Below are 26,151 nucleotides of genomic sequence, written 5' to 3' on the forward strand. Positions count from 1 at the left end.
CTGCATGAAGTAGATCCGCAGCATCGTTTCCAGCGGCATCGGCGGGCGACCGCGCCGACCGGCCTTCGGGTAGTGTGGCTCGATCACTGCAAGCAATGTCGACCACGGTACGACCGCGTCCATCTCGGCGAGAAAGCGTTCCCGGCGAGTCAGCTTCTTCTTCCCGTCGAAGGCCTGCGAGGCGAAGGTCGTTTGTTTCATGGCGGCAGTGCGTGGTCTATGACTTTAGTATTTTACCGGCTCTGAATAGATCAGAGATTCCCTAACGCATACCTTGGGATCTGATCCCTCTCGCGTGCCCGTGCCAAGACTCATCCAGCATTTTTACTTCTGGCGCGCCCGAGACGACGAGCATGGGCACTGGATCGAGGTGGCCGAGTTGCCACGGAGTCGCGACTGATAGCATCAGGCGACGGCTGAACAAAGGCGCTTGCACTATTCTGGATTCCGAATGAACCGAGACTATTTCGAATCGAGAGTATCCAACGCAACTCGGTACCGTTCGCGGTGAGATGGGACACATCCTGCGCAACCGGCAGCAAACTCTCGGCTGATCTCATACCGCGCTCGGCGTGCCTTGGTCTATCGCAACAGCGCATCTCGGCGATCGAGCGCAGACCTGAGAGCGTAGCGCTGGACCAACTGCTCGACATGATGTGGGCGCTTGAATGCGAACTTGCGGTCCAGGCGCGGGAGCCTGATCGACTGGACCGGGCAGCCCCAAGCACCGCTCGCCGCATGCATCCGCCCGGCAGTATGCGAGGATCGTCGAACAATGGGTGACGGCGGCAGGGCTGGATCCGTCCGCCTAGGGCACGCATTCGAGGCGGACGAAGGCGACGCTGATCAACAAACGGCTGAAGAACCTGCGCTTGTTCAACTCTTACTGGGCCATTCCAAGCTTGAGTCGACAGTCCGTTATCTCGGCATCGAGGTCAACGATACCTTAGAGATCTCTGAGCAGATCGAGATCTGACGGTAGCACGGCCGCCTGGCGTATGGGCACTGGGTACGTCCTTTTGTAGTCATTCGGGGAAATCCTCCTCGAAGAATTCCATCTCGCCCCGGGCGGCTTCGCCGCGCGCCTCTTCGGCCTTGCGTAGTTCCACGCGGCGGATCTTGCCCGAGATGGTCTTCGGCAGGTCCGAGAATTCGAGGCGGCGGATGCGCTTGTACGGGGCGAGCTTGTCGCGCGTGAAGGCGAAGATGTCCTTCGCGAGTTCCTTCGACGGTTCGAAGCCGGCGGCGAGGATCACGTAGGCCTTCGGCACGGCGAGACGCACCGGGTCCGGGCTCGGTACGACGGCAGCTTCGGCCACCGCCCGATGCTCGATCAGGACCGACTCCAGCTCGAAGGGGCTGATGCGGTAGTCGGAGGCCTTGAACACGTCGTCGGCGCGGCCGACGTAGGTGATGTAGCCCTCTTCGTCGATGCTCGCGACGTCGCCGGTGCGGTAGTGGCCGTCACGCATGACTTCGGCGGTCTTCGCTTCGTCGCCGGCATAGCCGAGCATCAGGCCGACCGGGCGCTTGGCGAGGACGAGGCTGATCTCGCCTTCCTCGACCGGCTTGCTGTCGGCGTCGAGCAGCGCGATGGTGTAGCCGGGCAGCGGGCGGCCCATCGAGCCGGGCTTGAGCTTCTGGCCCGGGGTGTTGCCGATCTGGCACGTTGTTTCGGTCTGGCCGAAGCCGTCGCGGATCGTGATGCCCCAGGCCTTCTTCACCTGCTCGATGACCTCGGGGTTGAGCGGCTCGCCCGCGCCGATGAGTTCGCGCAGCTTGGTCTTCACCGACGCGAGATCCTGCTGGATCAGCATGCGCCACACGGTCGGGGGCGCGCACATCGTCGTGATCTCGTACTTCACGAGCACGTCGAGCAGCGCCTTGGCGTTGAAGCGGTTGTAGTTGTGCAGGAACACGCAGGCGCCGGCGTTCCACGGCGCGAAGAAGCAGCTCCACGCGTGCTTGGCCCAGCCCGGCGAGCTGATGTTCATGTGACGGTCGTTGGGCTGCAGGCCGATCCAGTACATCGTCGACAGGTGGCCGACCGGGTAGGACTGGTGGCTGTGCTGGACGAGCTTCGGCTTGGAGGTCGTGCCGGACGTGAAGTACAGCAGCAGCGGGTCGGTGACCTTGGTGACGCCGGACGGGGCGAACTCGGGCGAAGCCTGGTAGGCGTCCTCGAAGGAGAGCCAGCCGGCGGTCGCGCCGCCGACGCTGATGCGCGTGTAGTTGCCGGCAAGGTCGGCGAACTTGTCGGTGTGGGCCTTGCCGATGACGACGTGCTTGACCTGGCCGCGCTCGAGGCGGTCGGCCAGGTCGTCCGGGGTCAGCAGCGTGGTCGCGGGGATCACGACGGCGCCGAGCTTGATCGCGGCGAGCATGGTTTCCCACAGCGGCACTTCGTTGCCGAGCATGATCAGGATGCGGTCGCCGCGCGCGACGCCCTGCTCGCGCAGCCAGTTCGCGACGCGATTCGAGCGTGCGGACATCTCGGCGAAGGAGAGCTTCGATTCGCGGCCGTCTTCCTCGACGATCCACAGCGCGGGCTGCTCGTTGCCCTTGGCCATCGAATCGAAGTAGTCGAGCGCCCAATTGAACTCGGTGAGCTGCGGCCATTGGAATCCGGCGTACGCGGTGGCGTAGTCGGTGCGGTTGGCCAGCAGGAAATCGCGTGCGGCAAGAAAACTTGATAAATCACTCATATTGAAACCTCCTATAACTCAAGCGACGTTGCAAACGTTGCATCGCAGTTCATTATTCGCCAACAGTCCTTGCGACAGGTCGGACCGACGTCGCTACGGTCGATCCATTCGAGCGCGGAGAGAACCAATTCGTACTACACTGCAATGGATCGGCCAGTTATTTGGCAATTGGCGAGCAACTCAATGGCATCCTGGTCGGTCCGGAAGAATGCGTCATCGCCGAACTTTTCGTGCAGACCGCTCCTCTCCAACACTTCGCGCACCTGCTTCTTTACAGCGCAAAGAGTTAGTCTGATACCTTGCGCACTGAGATTGCGGTGAAGGCTAGAAAGCATTTCAACGCCCGTGGCATCTATGTCGTTGTTCCCCGAACAGCATAGGAGCACGATTTCTACCTTGGGGGTTTCATACACACGCTCCGTTACGAACCGCTCAAGAACCGGCGCAGTGACGTATGTAAGTGCCGCATCCATCCTCACCGCGATAACGTGAGGTGCAATCGGGGGGAGATGATGCACCGCACGGTCGCGAAAGCTCCCGTCAGGATGTACACCCACTTCCACGATACGCGGCCGGGCGCGTCGGTACAGATAGGAGAGCAGTGAAGCAGCGACGCCCGCGGCCACGCCCCAATGCAGGTTAGGCACCGTCGTAAGCGTTACGACGAACGTTAGGACGGCAATGACCCCGTCGTCACAGGAAGTGCGCCAGAGGCGATAAAACACGCCCCAATTGACCAGGCTGAATACAGGAACAATTATGATCGCCGCCAATACGGCACGCGGCAGATGGTACAGATAAGGCGTCCCCCAAAGCAGGCAGGCTGCCACGCCTGCGGTCGCGAAAATGGTGGAGTAACCGCTCGTGGCCCCTACATATGCATTCAGGGCCGAGCGCGAAAATGAGCCGCTGACCGGAAATGCGCCGCTCGCCCCACTGATGATCTTTGCGAGCCCTTGGCCGATCAACTCTTGGTTCTCATTCCATTGTTCGCCCCGCCTGCGAGCAAGTGCACGACAACTCGACATCGCCTCCGTAAAGCTGATGAGGGCCACGATAATCGCAGCCGGTAGCAATCTTAGGTGCTGTTCCGGTGACAGGACGGGCAGCCGCACGATAGACGGAAAGCCGCCCGAGATGGAACCCACAACTTCGCCGCCGTGAGCCGAGAAGTCAATTGCTGCGCTTAAAGCGATTGCCGCGAGCGTGGTCAAGAGCACACCGGGCCAGCGTGGCGCATACCGCTTTGTGATTATTAGGATCAGGACCGCAGAAATACCAAATGCCGCAGTTTCGCTGACAAGTTTCGGTGTCTCACGTAGCGCGAGCAGAGTGCGCCCAGCTAAACCGGCGTCGAATCCTCCAGGAATACCGACGAGCGCAGGCAATTGCGAGAACAGGATGATGAGTGCGGCCGCATTGATAAAGCCGGTAATGACCGGAAAACCGACAAAATTAGCGATGCTCCCCAGCCGGAGTGCTCCGAGAATGCACTGAATTGCCCCTGAATAAACGGCGAGCCAGATCGCAAGCGCCACCCACTCCGGCTCTTGGGGCGAGGCGAGCGCCGTCAGGGAGGCGAAAGTCAAAAGACTTGTAAGCGCGACGGGCCCCACGGCAAGGAGCGACGACGAGCCCCACAACGTGCCGACAAGCGCGGGCAGAAGCGCCGCATAGAGGCCGGTCTCCGGCGGCATGCCCGCAAGCGTTGCGTAGGCGAGCGACTGCGGGATCAGCACCAGTGCAACGCTCAAACCAGCCCAAGCATCCTTTCTCAGGCTATCGAACGCCGGGCGTGGCCAGCCGAGGAAGGGAAAGAAGCGCGACCAAACCATTTTGAGAAACTCGATAATCAACAAGTGCCACTGCTGTGGCCAACTTGGCCATGAGCGCAGTCGACTCAAACGATGACTGACCAACGCTCGCCGAAGAATCGCGGCGTTTGATCGCATCCCCAGGAACTAACTGCGGCGTCGCCCGCTGACGACATGGGCGACGCCGAGGCTCGGCGGAAATTCCGCAGGAGTACTTCGATAGTTCGAAACAAATTGAATGCTCGATGGCTTCGCCGAGGGCGCCAGAAGGATTATCCCGAGTCCTGTTGGCGGCAGCATCCCGACCTATGCGCCACACGGCGAGATATTGGTGCTTACTGCCAGCGGAGCAGGTGACGTTCCAGGCGGGTCATGCCGCTGGTAGCCGCCATGCCGAGCCAGGCGAGCACGACCAAGAGAGCCATCACGCCGTTCATGTTGAAGGTCGAAGCGAGGTAGGCGAGTTGCTGCCCCAGACCGTGTTCGGCCGCGAGGATCTCGCCGGCAATGACCCCGAGTAGTGCATAGATCAGCCCGAGCCGCAGGCCGGAGAAGATCACCGGAATGGCCCCGGGCAGCGTCACCAGAAAGAATTTCTGCCTCGGGCTGGCTCCCAGTGTGTCCGTGAGCACGATATGGTCCTGGTTGATGCCGCGCATGCCGGCCACCGTGCTGGACAGCACGATGAAGAACGTCAGGGTGAAACCCATCGCAATCTTCGAACCGATCCCCAACCCGAACCACAGGATGAACAGCGGTGCCAATGCGATACGCGGCAAGGCGTTGAGCGCAGAGAAGTACGGATCGAGGAAACGTTCCAGGCGAGGAAAGATCACGAAGATCAATCCGGTCAGGACCGCGGCCAGACTGCCCGAAATGAAGGCAAGCAGGGTGCTCATGACCGACCAGCCCAGTTCGATCCAGAGATGGGTTCCCTGGACGAAGTTCGCCCAAAGAAACGAAATAATTCCGGCTGGATTGCCGAAAAATGTCGGATCGAGCAGTCCCATTCGGGCCGCCCACTCCCACGTAGCCAGCAGCACCGCGAGAAATCCGGCGTGAGAGGCGAAACCCATCGCCAGCTTCTTCCATCCTTGAGCGCCACTCGCGTTCATTTCTTGTACCCCTGCTCCAGCATTTCCCAAATATGCGCGTACAGCTCGTGGTAGACGTGGTCCTTCTGCAACTCGCGCACCGAGCGTGGCCGTTTGATTGGAATCTCGACGTCCGTGACGATGCGGCCAGGGCGAGCCCCCATGACGACCACGCGATCGGAGATGGCGATCGCTTCGCCGAGATCGTGGGTAATGAACACGACCGTGCGCCTTTCCTCCTGCCACAGGTCCACCAAGAGCTCTTCGAGCTGGAGCTTCGTCTGGGCATCGAGGGCGCCGAACGGTTCGTCCATCAATAGAATCGGAGAATCCAGGGCGAAGGTGCGGGCAAGCGCACAACGCTGGCGCATGCCGTGAGACAGTTGTTTGGGATAAGACTTCTCGAATCCTCCCAGACCGACTCGAACAAGCAGATCCCGCGCACGCTCCCTTCTTCGCTCAGCCGCCACCCCCCGAACCTCCATGCCGTAGGCCGCGTTCTCCAACGCAGTACGCCAAGGCAGGAGACTGTCGCGCGCCAGCATGTAGGCAATCCCGTGATCGCCCAGACGCGGCTCGCGCCCTTGTATGCGCACCGTGCCGGAATGGGGGACGTGAATAAGGCCGGCGAGCAGGTTCAGCATCGTCGTCTTGCCGCAGCCGCTCGGCCCGACTATCGACAGGAACTGCCCGTGCGGAACAGTGAGCGACACCCGATCGATGGTCGGCGTGCCGGCCGTAAACGAAAGCGTCAGATCCCTGATCTCGATCGCAGCCTGTTGCGCAACAACGTTTCCCGTCAGGGGCAAGTCAATGGATCGCACAGCGCTTTCCTCCATCAATTAGCGAAAACGCGCCGTATTGAACGCCTCGGGAACCTGGCCGGTGGAATGCAGATAATCTGCCGCCGCCTGAATTGCCTGAACTGCCTGAGGGTTGAGTTCCGCTTGCCAGGAGGTCAGGAAGCGCTTGACGCTGCTTCTGAGGATGGCATCGCCCTGAGGGTGCTCGATGCGAAAGTTCTTCCGCGCGATCTCGTAGACTTGCTCGAAATTCGCCGGATCCTGGATAAACCGCGCCGAGTCGCGCACGGCGCCCTGGAATGCCTCGACGAGACGCGGATCATAATCCCGCCGCACGACATAAACACCGCCTGCACCATTGAGTCGGGTGATTTCGGCCGGCCCCTCGCCGTTGAAGGGCGCCACTGCGATGCGACACGTCTTCAGGACATCGCAGAATCCATCCAGCGGGATAAAGCCCATGACTGCATCGATCTGCTTGTTCGCCAGCGCCGGATACGCGGTATTGGGAGAACCGACGGCAACGAAAGTGACATCCGAGTCACCGAGGCCGGCCGCCTTCAGCATGGTCTTGTACTGGAACTCGGGCCCGGCGCCACGCGAAGTCACACCGATCTTCTTGCCCTTCAGCGCGTGCAAGACGGCCTTGTAGTCACCGCCGGCGGGCAGCTCGATATGATTGCCCACGGCCAGGAAAAAGACACTCGAACGAAATGCGGTTCCGATGACCCGGATGTCCGCCCCCTTCAGCGCGGATTGAATGGCGACCTCCGGCGGCGGCAATGCGATGTCGATTCCCTTGGAAAGCAGCGTCTGGATCCCCAGCGGCGCCGCCGGAATGAGCTTCAGATCACACTCGATCCCGTGATCCCGGCAAAACCCCTTCTCCACGGCCACCTGCGTCAGCAGATTGATCGGCCCCGGGTAGTTCTGAATCACGACCTTGGTCAGATTGCTGCCGCCCCCGGTTTGGGCGAACACGGCCATACTTACCGCCCAAATACCTGCACCTACCAAGGCGCATACGCGTCCACGGGTCATGCTTGTCTCCTCCTGGTCTCGATACGTCGTTATGGGCCGTTTCCCAGCCTCTTGAACCCAAGGTTAGTCACTACCTAAACTTACGTCCAGTGCAAAATTTTTCGATTGTTAATGCACGTTTTGCAACGTGTATGTGCGGTCATATCTCACCCGCAGCAGGAGCGCCAATTTAAATGCGACCGATCGAGCGGCGGATCGTGTCCCGGGGCGTGGTGTAAGAAGGGTTCGGCAGCCCATCTGCTCCGCTTTTGCGGCAGAGGGGTTCGATCCGCCTCTGCGAGGAGCGGGTCGATGTCAGGCCTCGATCAGACCGGAGCGCACTGCGATCAAGGCGAGTTCGGCGGCATTCGCGGCATTGAGCTTTTGCTTGATGTGGTAGAGGTGGGTGCCGACGGTGCTGGGGCTGAGCTTGTGGGTGTCGGCGACCTGCGTCACGGAATTGCCTTTCGCGAGTTCGAGGAAGACGGCGAATTCCTTGTCCGTGAGCGCGTCGGCGGGGTCGTTGCTGCCGCCGAACTGGGCGAGCGCGAGCTGCGGCGCGAGCTCGGGGTCGACGTAGCGCTGGCCGCGCGCGACCTGGGCGACGGCGCGCACCAGTTCCTGCGGCTGGGCGCGCTTCGAGAGGTAGCCGGTGGCCCCGGAGCGCAGTGCGCGCATCGGGATCTGTGAGTCCTCGTGTGCCGACAGCATCAGCACGCGGGCGCCGGGGTGGTGCGCGCGCAGGCGGTCCAGCGCGCACAGGCCGCCCAGCCCGGGCATGGTCACATCCATCACCAGGGCGTCGGGCTGATGCTCGCCGAACGCGGCGATCGCGGCCTCGCCGCTGTCGGCCTCGGCAACGATGGTGGCGCCGGCGCCTTCGAGCAGCATGCGGAAGCCCATGCGGACGATGGCGTGGTCATCGGCGAGGACGAGGCGGAGGTTTTCAAGAATGCTGGCCATGGAAGCTTTCCTCGGTGGGAATCTCGGTCGGAACGGGGTGCGGCAGGCGGGCGCTGACGCGCAGGCCGCCGCCGGAGGTGGTGTCGAATGCGAGCTCGCCGTGCAGCTCGGCGACGCGCTCGCGCATGCCGGTAAGGCCGTAGCGCCCCGGGCGCGGGTCGGGTGGCAGGCCGCGGCCGTTGTCGCGCACTTCGAGCGCGACGGCGCCGGGCTGGAAATCGAGCCGCACTTCGACGTGCGTGGCGCCGGAGTGGCGCGCGACATTGGTCAGGCTTTCCTGCAGCAGACGCAGCACCGTGAGGCCCAGTGCTTCGCCGGTCGGCGCACCGGCGGGGGCGGTGCGGCAGTCGATCCGGATGTCGGGATGGTGGCCGGACCACAGGCGGCAGTAGTCGGCGACGGCGCGGTCGAGCTGGCCGGTGTCGGCGCCGGCGGGGCGCAGGCGCTGCAGGATCGTGCGCACGCCGTCCTGCATCTGGCCGGTCATCGCGAGGATGGCCTGGGCGCTGCCGTGGAGCTGCGGCCGGTCTTCGCAGCGCTGCAGGATGGCGCCGGAGATCGCGCGCACCGCGGTGATGGCCTGGCCGAGTTCGTCGTGCAACTCGCGCGCGATCACGCGCCGCTCTTCTTCGAGGCGGGCGTGCACGGCGCGTGCGAAGGCCTGGTCCTCTTCGAGGCGCAGGTTGTGCGCGCGGGTGTCATCCAACGTGTCGGCGAGGCGGTTGTAGCTCGCGGCAAGGCGGTCGAGCTCGGCGACGCGGTAACCGGGCAGGCGCACGTCGAAGCGTCCGTCGGCACCGCGCGTGAGGGCGGCGTCGATCTGCGCGAGCGGCGCGAGTGCGCGGTGCAACGCGAAGCGGGCAGCGAGGGCGACGACCAGCAGCAGCGCGAGGGCGGTGCCGAGGCCGGCGGTGAGGTCGTCCCAGGCGTCGAGCACGGCACGCGAGGCGTCGGGGCGCAACACGATCTGGCGGTCGCCGGCGTCGAAGTGGCGCACCGGCAGCGCGGGCGTCATGCGTTCGGCGAACCAGTCGGGGGCAAAGCGGCCGGGCTTGTAGGTCGATTCGGGCGACACGTAGAGGCGGGCGCCGTCGGGGGCATGCACCTCCAGCTGGTTCGCGCGCAGCCGCCCGACGGCGCGCAGGTGCGCCATCAGGCGCTCGGGGCCGTCGGCGCGGTCGCGCAAGGTTTCGGAAACGAGCACGGCGACCCATTGCTGCGCGACGTGGCTCGCGGCGAGCACTTCTTCGTGGACCGACTTGCGCGTCTCGCGCACCCACCAGCCGGCGCCGACGAGCAGGAGCAGCGCAAGCGTGGCGGCCAGCACGAGGCCGACGCGGGTGCCGAGGGTGACCGGTCTAGCATGCACGGTGCGCTACCAGTACAGGCTGCTCGGCGGCAGGGCAGAGATGAGCGACGGCCCGCACCGGTTCGCTCTTACCTATGCCCTGCATTTGCCTTGCTTGCTGTCGCCGCAAGCGCGGAGTGACAATTTGGCATGGCCTGCCGATCGCCACTCATCGCCAATTCAGAACACTTGGGTAAATCGCACGACGAGTTTTCCAGACTCCTTAAGACCGTTCTCCACTGCTGTGTCGCGACTGAATAACGCGAGTAGCTGTGTGGTTGGCCGGAAGAAATAGGCGGCGCCAACCAAATATTTCGTTGTCCGCAACTCGTTGCGTTGCTTTACGCCGTTGATTTCGGTCTCACCACCCCACACATGAGAAAGCCCAATGTTGGCTTCGAAAGAAGGTGAAAATTTATATCGAAGATACGTTTGAACCTGATAGGATTCGTCCTGCTCCAGTTTTGCACTGGCGGCGCCAAAATCATTGTTCTTTCCATATACGGTGACGTCGCCCGTTAAATCGAAAAGAATGTTATCGGATATCGCGGTCGTATAACCCCCTTGCAGGGCGAACTTCCACCTATTTTCCCCCAAATTCAAGCGCTCCTTGTTGTCGTACTCGCCGGTGGGAAGAAATAGATACGGTGTGATGCCAAAGTATGTACGCGCCTTCGGGTCATTATGCAGCCAAATTGTTGCATTCAGGACAACATCACCCAAGCCTTCAGACTTTCCAAAGGCCGAGAGATCGCGCTTTCCTTCCAGTTGTCCGTACGGAATTATGATATTTGGATTGACAATGTAGCCACCCATTTCCATGAAATGGTGGTATCTCAGCTGGAAGATGTCCGAATCCACGCGCGCGGCAATCGGCCGCGAATGCCCGTCGACGTATTGCTTATTTCGTTCGGTGTGCGTGTAAAAGAGCTGAAACACATTTTTGTCTGCTGGCAGAGCAGTGTAAGCTCCTGGAAGAACGTCTGCAGCATGCGCATGCATGGACAACATCGCCCATGCCGCACCCGCAGCGAGGGTAGTCTGCCAGACACCGCTATGATTTCTTGAGCGACCTAACATCACTGAATTTCTTTTCATCGTCTCCTCCTAGTTTTAAGTATACGAATGCCTAAGGCATCAATACTGAGGCTCGATCAGCCTTCTTTTCTTGCAATTATTGGCGGATCCGAAATATTACGTCCAATGCATTTTTCTTGCTAAATCAATGCATGAAGTGCATCAAGGACGAGGTCGCTGTAACAGTGGGTCGTGGCGCTCAGCAAATCCGGCTGTGACATATTGCTTCCCTCGCTGGCGAACGCCTGCGTAAAGGTTGCCGTGCCCAGACTCCGTGAGATCGGGCAGCTTGCATCGCGCCAAAAACACAGTTCTGATACATTTACTTGCATGAAAGATACGCATTGACGGACTTTATCCGTCACAAAAGGGGGAGCCTTGCAGACACGCAAACTTGAACACCTTATTGCGCTCATCGAACTGCGGAATTTTCGAAAAGCCGCAGACGTAGTTCACCTGTCCCAACCGGCACTAAGTCGCAGCTTAAGCTCGCTCGAACTCGAACTAGACGTCGACTTATTTGACCGCAGCCACGGAGAATTAGCCCCGAACGAGTTCGGACGAGCGGTTTATGATCATGCTCGGAGAATTCAGTTTGAGCTTCGTGAACTTGACCGGACTGTAAGGCGAATAAAGGGTCTTGAGGAAGGCGAACTTCGCGTCGGCCTGGGCCCCATGGTAGCGGCGATTTTATTGCCAAGTGTTCTCGTTGAACTTGTGACCAGATACCCGAAACTGCGTATTATTTTGAATATCGCATCCGGGAAGACCAATCTTCAGATGCTCAAGGAAGATCGGCTGGATGTCGCCGTATTCGATACCCGTGTGATCGAGTCGCGCGATGATGTCACAATCGAAGACCTTCCCCAACATCGCTTTGGGTTCGTCGTTCGCCCCGAGCATCCGCTCCTTGCAATTGGACGCAATGCCGTCCTGGCTGACTTCAAGGATTACCCGGTTGGAGCGCCCACACTCCCCCCGCCGCTCATGAGCAGTGCCCGGCAGGCCGGTCTTGATCAATTACAGACGGTCACTTGCGATGACATCGCCACGCTACTTCGCCTATCCGCGGCGTCGGATCTTGTCGCATTGGTATCTCTTCCCGTCGCCGCATCGCATATTCTCGCTGGCGCATTGGCTGAACTCCCGGTCGAACTACCTTTCGACACGCAATCGCACATCGGCTTCTTGCACGTCACGGCAAGAACTCTTGGCCCGGCCGCGACGCTCTTTCTCGACCTGGTCAGGGATCGGTTAAGGGAATGATTAGTTGTCGGAAAGGCCCCTACAGATTCGACGCGCGTGGGCGCAAGCCAAGCAAAAGCCAACCCATGCACTTCAAACAAAAAGATGAAAGGCATGGGTCGGCATATTTTACAACGAAGGGCGTATCAGATAATCGACTAGATTGCCATAACTACGGACTTCGTTTCCAGATAGGCGTCGAGGGCAGCCTTACCCATTTCCCTTCCGAAACCGGAAAGCTTGAATCCACCAAACGGTACGGCGGGGTCGAGGACATTGTGGCAGTTAACCCAAACCGTTCCTGCCTTGATTTTCGGAATCAGTTGATGAACTTTTGAAAGGTCATTGGACCAGATGCTGGCGCCAAGGCCATACGGCGTATCATTCGCCCGCGCGGCAACTTCGTCCAGATCGTCATAGGGCAACGCCACCAGTACCGGCCCGAATATTTCTTCCTGAACCACTCGCGTTGTCTGGTGGGCTCCGATAATAACCGTGGGCTTGACAAAGTATCCCTTTTCACCCGCGCGCGCCCCGCCCGCCACAATTTCAGCGCCCTGCTGCCGACCTATGTCGATGTAATTACATACACGCTCCATTTGCTCGCGAGACACAAGCGGTCCCAACTGGGTGGCCGCCTCCAGTCCGGGGCCAATTTTGAGTGCATTTGCGGCGTCGGCAATGCCCGATACCACTCGGTCAAACTGCCTCTTTGGAACATAAAGGCGCGAGCCTGCGCAGCAAGTCTGCCCCTGATTAAAGAAGATCGCGTTCGCTGCACCGGCCGCGGCTACCACTGGGTCGCAGTCATCAAGCACGATGACCGGGGACTTTCCTCCAAGTTCGAGGGTCACGCGTGCCATGTTGTCCATGGCTGCCTTTCCGATCAGCTTGCCTACCTCGGTTGAGCCGGTAAATGTGATTTTGTTCACCAGCGGGTGGGTGGTTAGCGGCGCACCGGCGGAAATACCGTCACCCGTTACGATATTCACCACGCCAGGCGGATAGCCGGCTTCTTCGATTAACTTACCGAGATAAAGCGCAGAAAGCGGGGTTTGTTCAGCAGGTTTAAGCACAACCGTGCAGCCGGTTGCCAGAGCCGGCCCTAATTTCCAACATGCAAGCATGAGGGGGAAATTCCATGCGACGATGGCGGCGACTACTCCTACGGGTTCACGGCGTGTATAGGCGTTGAAGCTTCCGCCGGGTACAAACGGCACGGATACGTCGACCGTCGAGCCTTCAATCTTGGTGGCCCATCCCGCCATATAGCGCAGAAAAGCTATGGACAGGGTGACATCGACTGCTTTCGCAATCGTAGCTGGCTTGCCGTTGTCGATGGACTCAATCTCGGCCATGGCTTGGGCATTTTGTTCGACAAGGTCGGCCAGTCTCAGGAGTAAGCGCTCGCGGTCCATGGGCGTCATCTTCGGCCAACTTCCAGACTCAAAGGCGCAGGAGGCGGCTTGAACCGCCAAGTCAACATCCTTCGCATCACCAGCCGGAACTCGAGAAATCACCTCTTCTGTAGCGGGATTTATGACGTCCAGCGTACGCCCGGATCCCGAATCAACCCAAAGGCCCCCGACGAGCATGCGGTGATCGCGTTTGCCAATAAAGTCACGTGCTTCTCGGCTCAAGCCATTGACGGTTTCGTATGCTTCCATTGCTGTGTCTCCATTAGAAGTTGGTTTAGTAAAATTGGATGTCGCTCTTGTGCCTCGAATATCGCTAGTCATCGTGAAAGCTCAGCCGCGCCGGGCAAGGCGACTGGGAAACTGAACGGCGATCGCGGCGTCCGCGGAAGCGCCGGCTTGGGTATTGACGCTTGAAGGGCCTGCCTTATTATTCCGACAGACTGACACCCGAGCCCCCCATTTCCTTCGGGACGTCTTTCATCTTCGGCAGCCCGTCCTTTATGCGTAGCTTCGACTCCTCGTAGTGGACATGGACGCCGGCGTTGTACGGAAAGTCGGGAATGACCGCCGCGTACACGTCGGTGAGTCCCATCCCGGGATGCTCGGTGAAGACGTGGCCTCCACACGTTTTGCACCACTTGCGATAGCTGTGTGGCGTCTTGTTGTAGGTGGCTAGGTTGTCTGCTCCCCGCGTAATCTGTACTGCTTCGGGTTTCCATAAGGTGAAGGCGTTGACAGGCGCTGCTGACCAGTGTCGACACGACTCACAATGGCAATAACCCATCGCGACTGGCTCACCGCTGACCGTGAAATGAACCGCGCCGCAAAAGCAGCTGCCTTTGTAAACTCGTCCTATGTTCATATGTACATTCCCGTGATGGTGGCACGATGAAATAGTCTCGAACGCAACTATTTCCCAGAGTTACACCTGCGTGAAATTTCCCGGTTTATCGAGGGGCCAACCGGGGTTTATTTTTTTCATGCGGTGGCCGTTTGTTCCAATGCCAGTTGCTGCATCATCTGCTCGCGGATCTGGAACTTCTGGATCTTGCCGGTCACCGTCATTGGGAACGCATCGACGAACTTGATGTAGCGCGGCACCTCGTAGTGCGCGATCTGACCCTGGCAGAAGTCCCGGACCTCGGCCTCGGTCAGCGACTGCCCTTCGCGCACGATGACCCACGCGCACAGTTCCTCGCCGTATTTCCGGTCCGGCACGCCGACGACCTGCACGTCGAGGATCTTCGGATGGCGGTAGAGGAACTCCTCGATCTCGCGCGGGTACAGGTTCTCGCCGCCGCGAATGACCATATCCTTGATGCGGCCGACGATGTTGCAGAAACCCTCGTCGTCGATCGTTGCAAGGGCGTCGACGCGCTGCTTCAGCGTGGCGTAGGTGAGGTGGCGGGCGCAAGCCTCATCGAAGAAGCGGCCAATGGTCTGACCTATGAGGGGACTAACCGATGAGCCGTGCACATAACTGAGGTGATCCATGAGGTTCCCCCTACAAATTTCCGGTTGCCGGGCGCATGTCGACGTTTGCTAGCCGGCACACGCCCCCGCGAAGAAAGAAAAATTGTCGAGAAGGCGGCGAGCAAATGTCCCGCGCTGCCCTTAGACACCGATCACTTTGGCGGTCGAATTGCGTCGGCAGTACTCAGGATGAAGGCCTTAATCTTCTGGACCTCCTCCATGCTGAGTTTCCCCGTGAAGTCCGGCATTCCGCGTGGCACGTAAGGACCGTTGAAGACGAATCGATCGAGATTCGCGATCACTTCTGGGGCCGAGTAGCCGAGGTTCGGCAAGATCCCACCCTTATCGACGCCTGGCACCCCATGACAGAATGCGCAGTTCATCACGTACAGTCCCGTGCCCTCGGCAACATGGTCGGAGTTGTATTTAACGCCCGAAACCAAACGTTTCCGCTGGAATTCCGTGAATGCCGGCATCGGAGCCTTGCCGCCGAGGGCGAATGTGTAGACAGTTCCGGGGGTGTTGCGCTCGGACGCCCGCTGGGTCTGGCCGTACACACCGCCCCAGCCGACTGCCACCGATATGTACTGGCGACCATCAACCTCGTAGCTGATGGGGGCCGCAAGTACCCCGGTCCCCATTGGCGAGGACCACAATTCCCTGCCGTTGCTCGCATCAAAGGCAATCAGGCGGGCGTCCGCAGTTCCCTGGAACACGACCTTACCCGCCGTCACGAGCGTCCCACCGTTCCACGGCGAAACATGCTCCTTGCGCCATACCTCTTTCTGGTTGACCGGATCCCACGCAATCAGGCGGCCGAATGGGGTGCTCGTAGGGGGCCGCGGATTAACCTCCATCGCCAGGTTCCAGCCAATGCCCGCCATCGCCTGACCCGGCTGCGCCTTGTTGTAGGCCCACTTCTTGTCCTCGGCCAATACCAGCGGAATGTTCTGCGCAGGAAAGTAGGCAAGTCCGGTCTGCGGGCTGAAGGACATCGAGTGCCAGTTGTGTCCACCGAAAGGTCCGGGTATGGCGTCAAACGGCTGGTCAGGGGAACGCGCCTCCGGCAGCTCGATTGGGCGTCCGTTCTTGTCGTATCCGCTGGCCCAGTTCACAGGAACAAAGTTTTTCGCCGAAATGAAGGACCCATCGGTGCGGTCGATCACGAAAAAGAACCCGTTCTTCGGCGCGTGCATGACGACTTTGCGCACCTTGCCATCGATCTTGAGATCCGCCAGGATTAAGTCCTGCGTCGAGGTGTAGTCCCAGTTGTCCGCCGGAGTTTCCTGGTAATGCCAGACATATTTTCCGGTGTCGGGATCTAGGGCCACGATCGAAGCGACGTAAAGATTATCTCCGCCGCCCGGACTGCGCCGGCGGTGCGCCCATGGCGACGCGTTGCCGGTACCGATGTACATGAGGTTCAATTCCGGATCGAACACCATCGAGTTCCACACGGTGCCGCCGCCGCCTGCCTCCCAATACTTGCCGGCTGGATCCCAAGTCTTGGCCGCTTTCGCCATCGACTCGTCCTCGAATGGTTTGGAGGGATCGCCGGGGACCACGAACCAGCGCCACGCCTGCTTGCCGGTCTTGGCATCGTAGGCGGTAATGTATCCGCGCACCCCATACTCGGCACCGCTGTTTCCGATGATGACCTTGTTCTTGATGACTCGCGGCGCACCCGTGATGGTATAAGGGCGTGAGCGATCGGTGATCGTGTCCTGTTCCCAAGTCTTAGTGCCGGTCTTCGCGTCGATCGCAATCAGACGACCGTCGAGCGAGCCGACGTATACCAAGCCGTCATGAACGGCCACGCCTCGATTGACCACATCGCAACATGCATTCTTTGCGTAGCTGCGCGGCACTGCCGGGTCATAGGTCCATACGCGTTCTCCGGTGCGCACATCGATCGCATGCACCACGCTCCAAGGAGCGGAAACGTACATCACACCGTTGGCGACGATGGGCGTCGCCTCCACTCCTCGGGTCGATTCGAGGTTGTAGGACCACACAAGGCCCATGTCCTTGACATTGTCAGTCGTAATTTCCTTCAATGGACTGAAGCGCGTACCCGCGTTGTCATAGCCATGAACCAGCCATTCGGCTACTGGTTGCGCCGCCCATGCCACGCCGGACGCCAGTGCAAGCCAACCCACCCCGAAGGCGGCGCGCAACCACCGCCGGACGAACCGGCCACTTCGCTTGTCGTCTAATTGATCCATCACGTCTCCTTGTGTTCTTGTCACGCTCTCGGTCGCCAGGCTGAGCGCCCCGAACGACCGCCGGATTGTTTGGGCCGAGGTGCCTTCAGCCTGAATCCACAGGAGAACTCACATACCCCGGGACACAAGACCGTCCGCTCGTCGCCAGACACGCAGCGCTTCGTGAGCACTGCCTGTATCAGTCGCGCCTCCTGGCGAAAGGAGTGCGCGACCGACACCGGTGTAGCGCCCTTATGGCGTGACGATGTCGAACCAGTAATCGAAGGTATCGAAGAGCGACAGAAGCTCACTCAGTGCTTCAGCCCGTCCTTCGATCTGCACCGATCCCGACGCGATCTCGGCATCGAACGTGGTGGTCTCCGCCTGGATCTCGTTGAACACGTGCCGCTTGATCCTCACCGTCGCGTCCGCACGATCGCCGAGTTTGGCCGGGGAGTAATTGAGGACGCTGTTTTCGAGTTGTACGACGTACTGTTTGTTGTCGTCGTAAAAATCGAATTTGATCGCAAGCGTCCTGCCCTCGGCCTTGGGCCCGTTCAAGCGGATCGCCCAGTAATCGAAGATCAATTCTTCGGGCATGGCCCGCAGATAGTCCATGCTCGCGAACTTGAGCGCCTTGTGCGTGCGCTCCACCCCTTCGCGCAGTTCCATCGCCCCCGTCAGATAGAAGTTGCGCCACGGACCGGATTCGGCCTGGTAACCGAGCTGTTCCAGCGCCGCCGCCTGAAGTTCCCGTGCAACCCTGTTGTCGGGATCTGCAAAGACCAGATGGTTGACCACCTGTGCGACCCAGCGGTATTCGCCCTTTTCGAAGTAGTCGCGCGCCTTCGAGAGCAGCGCATCGGCGCCACCCATGAACTCCACGTAGCGCTTGCCTGCCTCGACCGGTGGCAGCGGATGCAGGTTCGCCGGGTTCGCGTCGAACCAGCCCAGATAGCGTTGATAGACCGCTTTCGAGTTGTGATTGACGGTGCCGTAATAGCCGCGAATCGACCAGCATTGATCGAGACTCTTCGGCAGCGCCATCATCTCGGCAATCTCGACCATCGTATAGCCGTGATTGGCAAGCCGAAGGGTCTGATCGTGAATATAGCGGTAAACATCGCGCTGCTTCTTCAAGTACTCGACGATATCCTCTCGTCCCCAACGCGGCCAGTGATGGCTGATGAACATCACGTCGGTCTCGGCACCGAAGAGCTCGATCGCCTCGTTGATATAAGTGCTCCACGCTCGCGCGTCGCGGATCTTCGCGCCACGCAGCGTATAGAGATTGTGCATGACGGCACACGTATTTTCCGCCATGCACAGTGCCTTGAACTGCGGAAAATGGAAGTTCATTTCGGCAGGCGCTTCGGTACCGGGCGTGAGTTGGAACACGATTTCCACACCGTCGATCAGCAGCGTCTGGCCCGTTCTCGTGATATCCACCGTGGGCAGAATCAGTGTCGACTCACCCGCAGCCAAGTGCTTGCCCAGGCCCGCATCGACAAAGCCACGTTCCCCGCTGGGTAGCAGGTTGCCAAACATGTACGACGCGCGGCGCCCCATCGCATTGCCCGCATAGACGTTTTCGCTGATCGTTTCCTCGGTGAAGTGCTCGGGCGCGATGATCTTGACGTGGTCTGCCGCCACGTCCGCTTCCGACACAATTCCCTTCGCGCCGCCAAAATGGTCGATATGGCTGTGGGTGTAGAGGACTGCCTTGATCTTCCGTTCGCCCAGGAAGCTTGTCACCAGCTCAAGCGCGGCGTGCGCCACCTCGAGCGTGCAGCAAGGGTCGATGACGATCCAGCCCGTATCCCCTTCGACGAAAGTGATGTTTGAGATGTCATAGCCGCGGACCTGGTAGATGCGCTCGCAGACCTTGAAGAGGCCGTGGTGCGTGTTCAGCTGGGCTTGACGCCAGAGGCTCGGATTCACCGTTTCCGGGGCCGGCGCGTCCGGAGCGAGGAAAGCGTATTGGTCCATGTCCCAGACCACTTCGCCTTTGTCATTCCGAATGATCGTGCTGTCGAGCTTGCCAATGAAGCCGCGCTTGGCGCGTTCGAAATCTGAGCGGTCGTCGGGCGGCAACGAGTCGCGTAAACGCCGGTTTGCCTCGATCGTATGATGCGTTGCGCAGGCGCAGCCGGACCCCTGGGATTTGATATTTCCCATTTTACTTCCTCCTGTGAGAAAACGAGCTAGATGCTGGTGTCTATTGCCAGCGGAGCAGATGGTGTTCCAGGCGGGTCATGCCGCTGGTAGCGGCCATGCCGAGCCAGGCGAGCACGACGAGAAGAGCCATCACGCCGTTCATGTTGAAGGTCGAAGCGAGGTAGGCGAGTTGCTGCCCCAGACCGTGTTCGGCCGCGAGGATCTCGCCGGCAATGACCCCGAGTAGTGCATAGATCAGCCCGAGCCGCAGGCCGGAGAAGATCACCGGAATGGCCCCGGGCAGCGTCACCAGAAAGAATTTCTGCCTCGGGCTGGCTCCCAGTGTGTCCGTGAGCACGATATGGTCCTGGTTGATGCCGCGCATGCCGGCCACCGTGCTGGACAGCACGATGAAGAACGTCAGGGTGAAACCCATCGCAATCTTCGAACCGATCCCCAACCCGAACCACAGGATGAACAGCGGTGCCAAAGCGATACGCGGCAAGGCGTTGAGTGCAGAGAAATACGGATCGAGAAAACGTTCCAGACGAGGAAAGATCACGAAGATCAATCCTGTCAGGACCGCGGCCAGACTGCCTGAGATAAAAGCAATCAGGGTGCTCATGACCGACCAGCCCAGCTCGATCCAGAGCTGGATTCCCAGGACGAAGTTCGCCCAAAGAAACGAAATAATTCCGGCTGGATTGCCGAAAAATGTCGGATCGAGCAGTCCCATTCGGGCCGCCCACTCCCACGTAGCCAGCAACACCGCGAGAAAACCGGCGTGAGAGGCGAAACCCATCGCCAGTTTCTTCCATCCTTGAGCGCCACTCACGTTCATTTCTTGTACCCCTGCTCCAGCATTTCCCAAATATGCGCGTACAGCTCGTGGTAGACGTGGTCCTTCTGCAACTCGCGCACCGAGCGTGGCCGTTTGATTGGAATCTCGACGTCCGTGACGATGCGGCCAGGGCGGGCCCCCATGACGACCACGCGATCAGAGATGGCGATCGCCTCGCCCAGATCGTGGGTAATGAACACGACCGTGCGCCTTTCCTCCTGCCACAAGTCCACCAGGAGTTCCTCGAGCTGGAGCTTCGTCTGGGCATCAAGGGCGCCGAACGGCTCGTCCATCAACAAGATCGGCGAATCCAGGGCGAAGGTGCGGGCAAGCGCACAACGCTGGCGCATGCCGTGAGAAAGTTGTTTGGGATAAGACTTCTCGAATCCCCCCAGACCGACTCGAACCAGCAGATCCCGCGCACGCTCCCTTCTTTGCTCGGCCGCCACCCCCCGAACCTCCATCCCGTAGGCCGCGTTCTCCAACGTCGTTCGCCAGGGAAGGAGACTGTCGCGCGCCAGCATGTAGGCAATCCCGTGATCGCCCAGACGCGGTTCGCGTCCTTGTATCCGCACCGTGCCGGAATGGGGGACGTGAATAAGGCCGGCGAGCAGGTTCAGCATCGTCGTCTTGCCGCAGCCGCTCGGCCCGACTATCGACAGGAACTGCCCGTGCGGAACAGTGAGCGACACCCGATCGATGGTCGGCGTGCCGGCCGTAAATGAAAGCGTCAGATCCTTGATTTCGATCGCTGCCTGTTGCGCAACGACGTTTGCCGTCAGGGGCAAGTCCATGGGTCGCACTGCGTTTTCCTCCATCAATTAGCGAAAACGCGCCGTATTAAATGTCTCGGGAACCTGGCCGGTGGAATGCAGATAATCTGCCGCAGCCTGAACTGCCTGAACGGCCTGGGGATTGAGTTCCGATTGCCAGGAGGTCAGGAAGCGCTTGACGGTACTTCGCAGGATGGCATCGCCCTGGGGGTGCTCGATACGAAAGTTCTTCCGCGCGATCTCGTAGACTTGCTCGAAATTCGCCGGATCCTGGATGAAACGCGTGGAGTCGCGCACGGCGCCCTGGAATGCCTCGACGAGACGCGGGTCATAATCCCGCCGCACGACATAAATCCCACCTGCGCCATTGAGTCGGGTGATCTCGGCCGGCCCCTCCCCGTTGAAAGGCGCCACGGCGATGCGACACGTCTTCAGGACATCGCAGAATCCATCCAGCGGGATAAAGCCCATGACCGCATCGACCTGCTTGTTCGCCAGCGCCGGATACGCGGTATTGGGCGAACCGACGGCAACGAAGGTGACATCGGAGTCACCCAGGCCGACCGCCTTCAGCATGGTCTTGTACTGGAACTCTGGCCCGGCGCCACGCGAAGTCACACCGATCTTCTTGCCCTTCAACGCGTTCAGGACGGCCTTGTAGTCACCGCCGGCGGGCAGCTCGATATGATTGCCCACGGCCAGGAAAAAGACACTCGAACGAAATGCGGTTCCGATGACCCGGATGTCCGCCCCTTTCAGCGCCCCTTGGATGGCGACCTCCGGCGGCGGCAACGCGATGTCGATTCCCTTGGAAAGCAGCGTCTGGATCCCCAGCGGCGCCGCCGGAATGAGCTTCAGATCACACTCGATCCCGTGATCCCGGCAAAACCCCTTCTCCACGGCCACCTGCGTCAGCAGATTGATCGGCCCCGGGTAGTTCTGAATCACGACCTTGGTCAGATTGCTGCCGCCCCCGGTTTGGGCGAACACGGCCATACTTACCGCCCAAATACCTGCACCTACCAAGGCGCATACGCGTCCACGGGTCATGCTTGTCTCCTCCTGGTCTCGATACGTCGTTATGGGCCGTTTCCCAGCCTCTTGAATCCAAGGTTAGTCACTACCTAAACTTACGTCTATTGCAAAATTTTCATGATTTTTATGCATGCATTGCATGCATCGCTGCCTGCACAGCAAGGGTGGGGTATTCGCAAGTTGCCCGTGGTCGAGGGGCGGCCGGGGAAAGAGTGGCGGCGTGCGGGTCATCTATTATTTCCACAGCGAAGCCATGCCGCTCTATCTGCTGACCCTAGTCGCCAAGAACGAGCGCGCCAATCTCAGCAAGGCAGAGAGAAACACGTTGGCTGAACTTGTCGACCTGCTGGTGTCGGCTTGGCAGAAGGAGTGAAACGATGAGCAAGGCTTTCGATAGCATCAAGCAGGGGCTTTCCGAAGCTATCGCACATGCACGAGGTGAAGAGCAGGGTGTGAAGGTCTATCGTCCTCATACTGTGGACGTAAAAGCGCTACGGCAACGCGTTCATATGACTCAGGAGCAGTTCGCCGCCCGCTTCGGTTTTTCCGTCGCAACGGTAAGACATTAGGACGTCCGCAAAGGCCAGCCCTTGCACTGCTCAATATGATCGAGAAGAACCACACGGCCGTGCTGAGCACCCTTGAGGGATAAGTTCGGGACGAAACGTTAGTGCCCAGATTCGTCCGGCCCGGAGATGTGAAAAAAGCGCTGATTTCTTCGTGAAATCAGCGCTTTTCTGAATATGGCGCGCCCCAGGCGACGGGCATGGCACTGGATCGAGGTGGCTGAGTTGCCCACCGGCTCTAGATTGCCAACCAAGCGATGACTTGCCTGGCGATGCCAAGACACTCAAATCGGCTTGCCGCGCTCGATCCAGGACAGCACCTCCCCAACCGTCAACCTGTATCGCGCACAGTTGTGCGCCGTCAGCATTTCGAGCTCCGCTTTCAGCGTCTCACCGAACTGTCCCACGTCCTCGGCGGGTAGGCCCAGATCCTCCACCGCCTGCTCGACACGCCGGCCGCTTCTCACAACGTGCTGCACCGCTTCGCTCAGGTGTTCGCGGTGGCGCACCCTGAAAGGATCGGGCGATCCCATCGCCTCCAAGATGACCTTGTATTTGCGGATCGACCGTCGGTACGTCCACGCGAAGAGTTCGACTGCCAGCGAAACATCGAGCAACTCGTAGACGCCCATCATGGCCTTCGCGTAGTCATGCGGATCGACATCGAGAAAGGCGAGCGGGGCGCAGTTATAGAGCATCAACGGGATGTTCGCAGCGAGCCTGCTCGTACGCTTGTTGCCGTCCTCGAAGGGCTGCAAGTAGGCGAGGTTCACCCACAGGAAGAACGCGGCCTCCGCAGGACTCTTGACGAGTTGGGCTTTGGCCACGATCTGCGAGAGCATTTCCTCCAGAAGCTGCGGCACCTGGGAGGGGACATACGTGGTGCCCGAGATATTGACCACCTTGCTTCGGATGGCCCCCAACCCAGCGACGTCGGCCAGCAAATCCTGCATCAGCAGCGCGTGCAGATTACGGATGACGATGTCGCTGAGGCCGTAGGTCGGCACCGCGCCGACCAGAAATTCGATGGCGCGCTTGTGATTGAGCAGCATGACGCCATCCCAATCCATCGGCGGATCGCCGCTCTTGAACAGTTCTTCCGTCGCCAGCAGGCTGTAGGTATTCCCCTCCAGCCGCGACGACGACCAGGACAGGTCGATCAAGAGCTGTTCAAGGACCTTCCGGGCATACGTCCCCGCGGGTTGCTGCCCCTGCATCCGGCCTTCCTGTGCGAGGGCGTCCGCCAGTTCAGGGGGCAGCAAGACGGATTGATTGGGAACGTACTCATCCAGAAACCGGCGCTGATAGGTCACGGGGCTCCGTGCGCCCAGGGGGCGGTTGAGGACCTTCAGCAACGACTGCGCCTTGCCGGACCAAGCGGGCGACACGGTCGCCGTCACAACGTCCGTGACGTTCACCGTTTCCCTTACGTCGGCTTCGCCCGATGGCAGGAAATACCGGGTGGCCCGTGCTTTTCCGGTCCGGACGAGAGCTTGGGCTTGAACGAGTTTGTCCAGAATCCTCCCGACAGTAGCGTAGCTACCGCCAACGCGCGCGTGGATTTCGGACGACGAAACCGCCTGGAGACCTTCGGCCTCAAGCGCCTTGACCGCTTCCAGAATGGCGTCCGGCTGAAGTTTCTGTGACATTGAGGAGATCCTCTTGATCTCCTCAGAAGTGAGGAGATTATGCAAATCTACTCATTTCTGACCAGAAATGGAATGATTTGAAGAGACTCCGCTCCACTCACTTCTTCCCGCCGCCGCACTTTGCTTTACCCGTCCAGCGCATACCTCGGAGGAACTTCGCGTGCCTGTGCCCAGAGTCGTCCGGTTTTCTGAAGTGAAAAAGGTGCTGATTTCTTAATGAAATCAGCACCTTTTGAATTCTGGCGCGCCCGAGACGATTCGAACGTCCGACCCCTGCCTTCGGAGGGACAAGGTCAAACTATTTATCATTGTTTATCTGCGTTTATTTATGTTGATAATCAGTCGTTTATCGATGATCTTGTATTTACCGATGTAGCCTGATGTTTCTATAATGGGTAGCACCGAAGTAGCACGGGCACCTGTTGGAGAAACCATGGCTTACGAGAAGATCAACTTCAGCCGCAGCGCGCTTGTGGCACTGCCCTCCGCCCCCGTGGGGAAACGCACCTACTGCAGCGACACGAAGGAGCCGGGCCTCGTACTCTGCGTCACTCCCACCGGCGCCAAGAGCTTCCAGGTCTATATCAAGGTCAATGGGAAGCCCGAGCGGGTAACGTTGGGTCGCTTCAATCCCTCCCTGGCGGATAGCGTCGAGCTTCCCCGGGACTGTGGCCATAACGACTTTCTGGCGAACCTGCCTGAACTCAACATCCGGATGGCCCGAGCCTTGGCCGCCCTGGTGAAGATCGATTTGAAGGCCGGCGTGAAGCCCGCCGACATCAAGCGCGCAAAGCGCTCCGAACTGACCTTGGGCGAGCTGTTCGAGGAGTACGTCACCCGCCATCTGATCCCCCACGGAAAGAAGCGGATTGACGATGCACGGGAAAACTTTCAGCGCTACTTTGGCGTCATCCCGCCAGACTCAAAGAAGAAGCACGGCAAAGAGCGTGCGAAGGCCAAGGGATCGGTGAATTGGCACAACCGTCCAATTGGCGCCATCACCAAAGCCGAGGTGCAACGGACGATCCTGGACTTGGGCCGAGTGAGCCCGAGTGCTGGCAATCGCGCTCTCGGGCTGATCCGATCGATGTACAACCGCGCTACCGAGTGGGGGCTGTTCGAAAAGCCCAACCCCGCGGCCAGCATCAAGAAGTTCAAGCTGCGTTCCCGCGAGCGCTTCTTGTACTCCGATGAGTTGCCGCGCTTCTTCACCGCCGTCGCAGAGGAGCCGAGCAAGGATGTTCGGGATTTCATTCTGCTCAGCCTTATGACGGGCGCCCGCAAGAGCAATGTGCTGGCCATGCGTTGGGCGGACCTGAGCCTGGAGCGGGCGACCTGGGTAGTCCGTGGCGAGGAGAGCAAGAACGGCGACCCGATGACTTTGCCCTTGATGCCCGAGGCGACCGAGATCCTCAAAGCGAGGAAGCCAGACGAGGCGGCCGAATTTGTCTTCCCTGGGCGCGGGAAATCGCGGCACATGCACGACGTGAAAAAGGGCTGGCACCGGGTGCTCGACCGCGCCGAGCTTGCCGAGCTGACTCGACGTATTCGGGAGGCCGACCACGAATTCGAATGGCCGGCCCTACGGAAGAAGACTGTCGGCCCGCGTGGGCGCAGTCGGGGGCCGATCTACGAGACGATGACGGACAGCCTGGCGCGCGCTCGTGCGATCGCTGCGGCACTCAAGATCGACGTCGTGGGCGCACGTCTCGACGATCTGCGGGGGCATGACATGCGTCGCACCCTCGGGAGCTGGCAGGCCGCCACCGGCGCGAGCCTTGTGATCATCGGCAAGTCCTTGGGGCACAAGAGCACGCAGGCGACGGAAATCTATTCCCGGCTCAATCTCGACCCCGTGCGCGACTCCATGCAGACCGCCACCCGCGCAATGCTGGCGGCCGGCGGCCTGATCCAGACCGCCGATGTGATCCCGATCAAGAAGACCGCGTAACGCTTGCCGTTTAAC

22 protein-coding genes and 2 pseudogenes are annotated in these 26,151 nt (G+C 60.0%); 5 read left to right on the top strand and 19 right to left on the bottom strand.

All coding sequences use genetic code 11. The annotated features are described in order from the left end of the window. Positions 1–201: transposase (locus GPA27_RS19340; RefSeq protein WP_505606751.1), on the bottom strand; the 201-nt coding region annotated here is incomplete at its 3' end. Positions 202–775: 574 nt separating this feature from the next. On the opposite strand from GPA27_RS19340, the gene GPA27_RS19345 reads away from it, so the two are divergent. Then, on the top strand, positions 776–976 hold the full coding sequence (locus GPA27_RS19345; protein WP_246261264.1) for a hypothetical protein: 201 nt from the start codon (positions 776–778) through the stop codon (positions 974–976). Between the two features lie 49 nt (positions 977–1,025). Here GPA27_RS19345 and GPA27_RS19350 read toward each other — a convergent pair whose 3' ends face one another. The 8 genes from GPA27_RS19350 to GPA27_RS19385 form a co-directional block, all read right to left on the bottom strand. Further along, positions 1,026–2,705 carry an AMP-binding protein gene (locus GPA27_RS19350; RefSeq protein WP_169142126.1) on the bottom strand — a complete coding sequence of 560 codons (1,680 nt, stop codon included), beginning with the start codon at positions 2,703–2,705 and terminating at the stop codon, positions 1,026–1,028. 134 nt (positions 2,706–2,839) lie between these two features. Then, the gene (locus tag GPA27_RS19355) at positions 2,840–4,564 is read right to left on the bottom strand and encodes a SulP family inorganic anion transporter (protein ID WP_211165110.1); all 1,725 of its coding nucleotides are present in this window, start codon (positions 4,562–4,564) and stop codon (positions 2,840–2,842) included. Positions 4,565–4,854: 290 nt separating this feature from the next. After that, positions 4,855–5,634 carry an ABC transporter permease gene (locus GPA27_RS19360; protein ID WP_211165111.1) on the bottom strand — a complete coding sequence of 260 codons (780 nt, stop codon included), beginning with the start codon at positions 5,632–5,634 and terminating at the stop codon, positions 4,855–4,857. Next, positions 5,631–6,437, bottom strand: coding sequence for an ABC transporter ATP-binding protein (locus GPA27_RS19365; RefSeq protein ID WP_211165112.1), 807 nt, complete (start codon positions 6,435–6,437; stop codon positions 5,631–5,633). The genes GPA27_RS19360 and GPA27_RS19365 overlap by 4 nt, the downstream gene beginning before the upstream one ends. A gap of 18 nt (positions 6,438–6,455) precedes the next feature. Beyond that, positions 6,456–7,457 carry an ABC transporter substrate-binding protein gene (locus tag GPA27_RS19370; protein ID WP_169142127.1) on the bottom strand — a complete coding sequence of 334 codons (1,002 nt, stop codon included), beginning with the start codon at positions 7,455–7,457 and terminating at the stop codon, positions 6,456–6,458. A 294-nt stretch (positions 7,458–7,751) separates the two neighbouring features. After that, entirely contained in the window at positions 7,752–8,399 is a 648-nt protein-coding gene (locus GPA27_RS19375) for a response regulator (protein WP_076603072.1), read from the bottom strand. Further along, positions 8,383–9,768 (bottom strand): HAMP domain-containing sensor histidine kinase, encoded by a 1,386-nt coding sequence (locus GPA27_RS19380; RefSeq protein WP_169142128.1) that lies wholly within the window; start codon positions 9,766–9,768, stop codon positions 8,383–8,385. Before GPA27_RS19380 ends, GPA27_RS19375 begins: the two co-directional genes overlap by 17 nt. Before the next feature lie 159 nt (positions 9,769–9,927). After that, the gene (locus GPA27_RS19385; RefSeq protein ID WP_246261266.1) at positions 9,928–10,845 is read right to left on the bottom strand and encodes a transporter; all 918 of its coding nucleotides are present in this window, start codon (positions 10,843–10,845) and stop codon (positions 9,928–9,930) included. 357 nt (positions 10,846–11,202) lie between these two features. Between GPA27_RS19385 and GPA27_RS19390 the strand changes: the two genes are divergently transcribed. Next, a complete protein-coding gene (locus tag GPA27_RS19390) occupies positions 11,203–12,090 on the top strand; it encodes a LysR family transcriptional regulator (RefSeq protein ID WP_169142129.1) in 888 nt (295 codons plus the stop codon). Positions 12,091–12,227: 137 nt separating this feature from the next. On the opposite strand, the gene GPA27_RS19395 is transcribed toward GPA27_RS19390, so the two are convergent. The 9 genes and pseudogenes from GPA27_RS19395 to GPA27_RS19430 all read right to left on the bottom strand — a co-directional run bounded on the left by GPA27_RS19395 (position 12,228) and on the right by GPA27_RS19430 (position 21,985). Next, complete coding sequence (locus GPA27_RS19395; protein WP_169142130.1) at positions 12,228–13,736, bottom strand: aldehyde dehydrogenase family protein; 1,509 nt, start codon at positions 13,734–13,736, stop codon at positions 12,228–12,230. A 178-nt stretch (positions 13,737–13,914) separates the two neighbouring features. Continuing rightward, positions 13,915–14,079 carry a hypothetical protein gene (locus tag GPA27_RS29620; protein ID WP_246261268.1) on the bottom strand — a complete coding sequence of 55 codons (165 nt, stop codon included), beginning with the start codon at positions 14,077–14,079 and terminating at the stop codon, positions 13,915–13,917. Positions 14,080–14,091: 12 nt separating this feature from the next. Beyond that, positions 14,092–14,349 (bottom strand): annotated as a pseudogene (locus GPA27_RS29625) (GFA family protein); the annotation flags it as partial. A gap of 116 nt (positions 14,350–14,465) precedes the next feature. Then, a pseudogene (locus tag GPA27_RS19405) lies at positions 14,466–14,924 on the bottom strand (AMP-binding enzyme); the annotation flags it as partial. 188 nt (positions 14,925–15,112) lie between these two features. Beyond that, the gene (locus GPA27_RS19410; RefSeq protein WP_169142132.1) at positions 15,113–17,185 is read right to left on the bottom strand and encodes a PQQ-dependent dehydrogenase, methanol/ethanol family; all 2,073 of its coding nucleotides are present in this window, start codon (positions 17,183–17,185) and stop codon (positions 15,113–15,115) included. A gap of 231 nt (positions 17,186–17,416) precedes the next feature. Beyond that, the gene (locus tag GPA27_RS19415; RefSeq protein WP_169142133.1) at positions 17,417–19,342 is read right to left on the bottom strand and encodes an alkyl/aryl-sulfatase; all 1,926 of its coding nucleotides are present in this window, start codon (positions 19,340–19,342) and stop codon (positions 17,417–17,419) included. A 40-nt stretch (positions 19,343–19,382) separates the two neighbouring features. Further along, a complete protein-coding gene (locus tag GPA27_RS19420) occupies positions 19,383–20,162 on the bottom strand; it encodes an ABC transporter permease (protein WP_211165113.1) in 780 nt (259 codons plus the stop codon). Next, entirely contained in the window at positions 20,159–20,956 is a 798-nt protein-coding gene (locus GPA27_RS19425; protein ID WP_169142134.1) for an ABC transporter ATP-binding protein, read from the bottom strand. The genes GPA27_RS19420 and GPA27_RS19425 overlap by 4 nt, the downstream gene beginning before the upstream one ends. A 27-nt stretch (positions 20,957–20,983) precedes the next feature. Next, the gene (locus GPA27_RS19430; protein ID WP_169142135.1) at positions 20,984–21,985 is read right to left on the bottom strand and encodes an ABC transporter substrate-binding protein; all 1,002 of its coding nucleotides are present in this window, start codon (positions 21,983–21,985) and stop codon (positions 20,984–20,986) included. Positions 21,986–22,190: 205 nt separating this feature from the next. On the opposite strand from GPA27_RS19430, the gene GPA27_RS19435 reads away from it, so the two are divergent. Together GPA27_RS19435 and GPA27_RS19440 are read left to right on the top strand one after the other, a co-directional pair. Continuing rightward, complete coding sequence (locus GPA27_RS19435) at positions 22,191–22,343, top strand: hypothetical protein (protein WP_373322786.1); 153 nt, start codon at positions 22,191–22,193, stop codon at positions 22,341–22,343. A 4-nt stretch (positions 22,344–22,347) separates the two neighbouring features. Then, the gene (locus tag GPA27_RS19440; RefSeq protein ID WP_246261270.1) at positions 22,348–22,539 is read left to right on the top strand and encodes a helix-turn-helix domain-containing protein; all 192 of its coding nucleotides are present in this window, start codon (positions 22,348–22,350) and stop codon (positions 22,537–22,539) included. Between the two features lie 281 nt (positions 22,540–22,820). On the opposite strand, the gene GPA27_RS19445 is transcribed toward GPA27_RS19440, so the two are convergent. Beyond that, a complete protein-coding gene (locus GPA27_RS19445; RefSeq protein WP_169142137.1) occupies positions 22,821–24,185 on the bottom strand; it encodes a Fic family protein in 1,365 nt (454 codons plus the stop codon). 433 nt (positions 24,186–24,618) lie between these two features. Here GPA27_RS19445 and GPA27_RS19450 point away from each other — a divergent pair, with 433 nt between their 5' ends. Continuing rightward, positions 24,619–26,136 carry a tyrosine-type recombinase/integrase gene (locus GPA27_RS19450; protein WP_169142138.1) on the top strand — a complete coding sequence of 506 codons (1,518 nt, stop codon included), beginning with the start codon at positions 24,619–24,621 and terminating at the stop codon, positions 26,134–26,136. Positions 26,137–26,151 lie beyond the last annotated feature (15 nt).

The sequence above is a fragment of the Aromatoleum toluolicum genome, assembly GCF_012911005.2.
Taxonomy (GTDB): Bacteria; Pseudomonadota; Gammaproteobacteria; order Burkholderiales; family Rhodocyclaceae; genus Aromatoleum; species Aromatoleum toluolicum.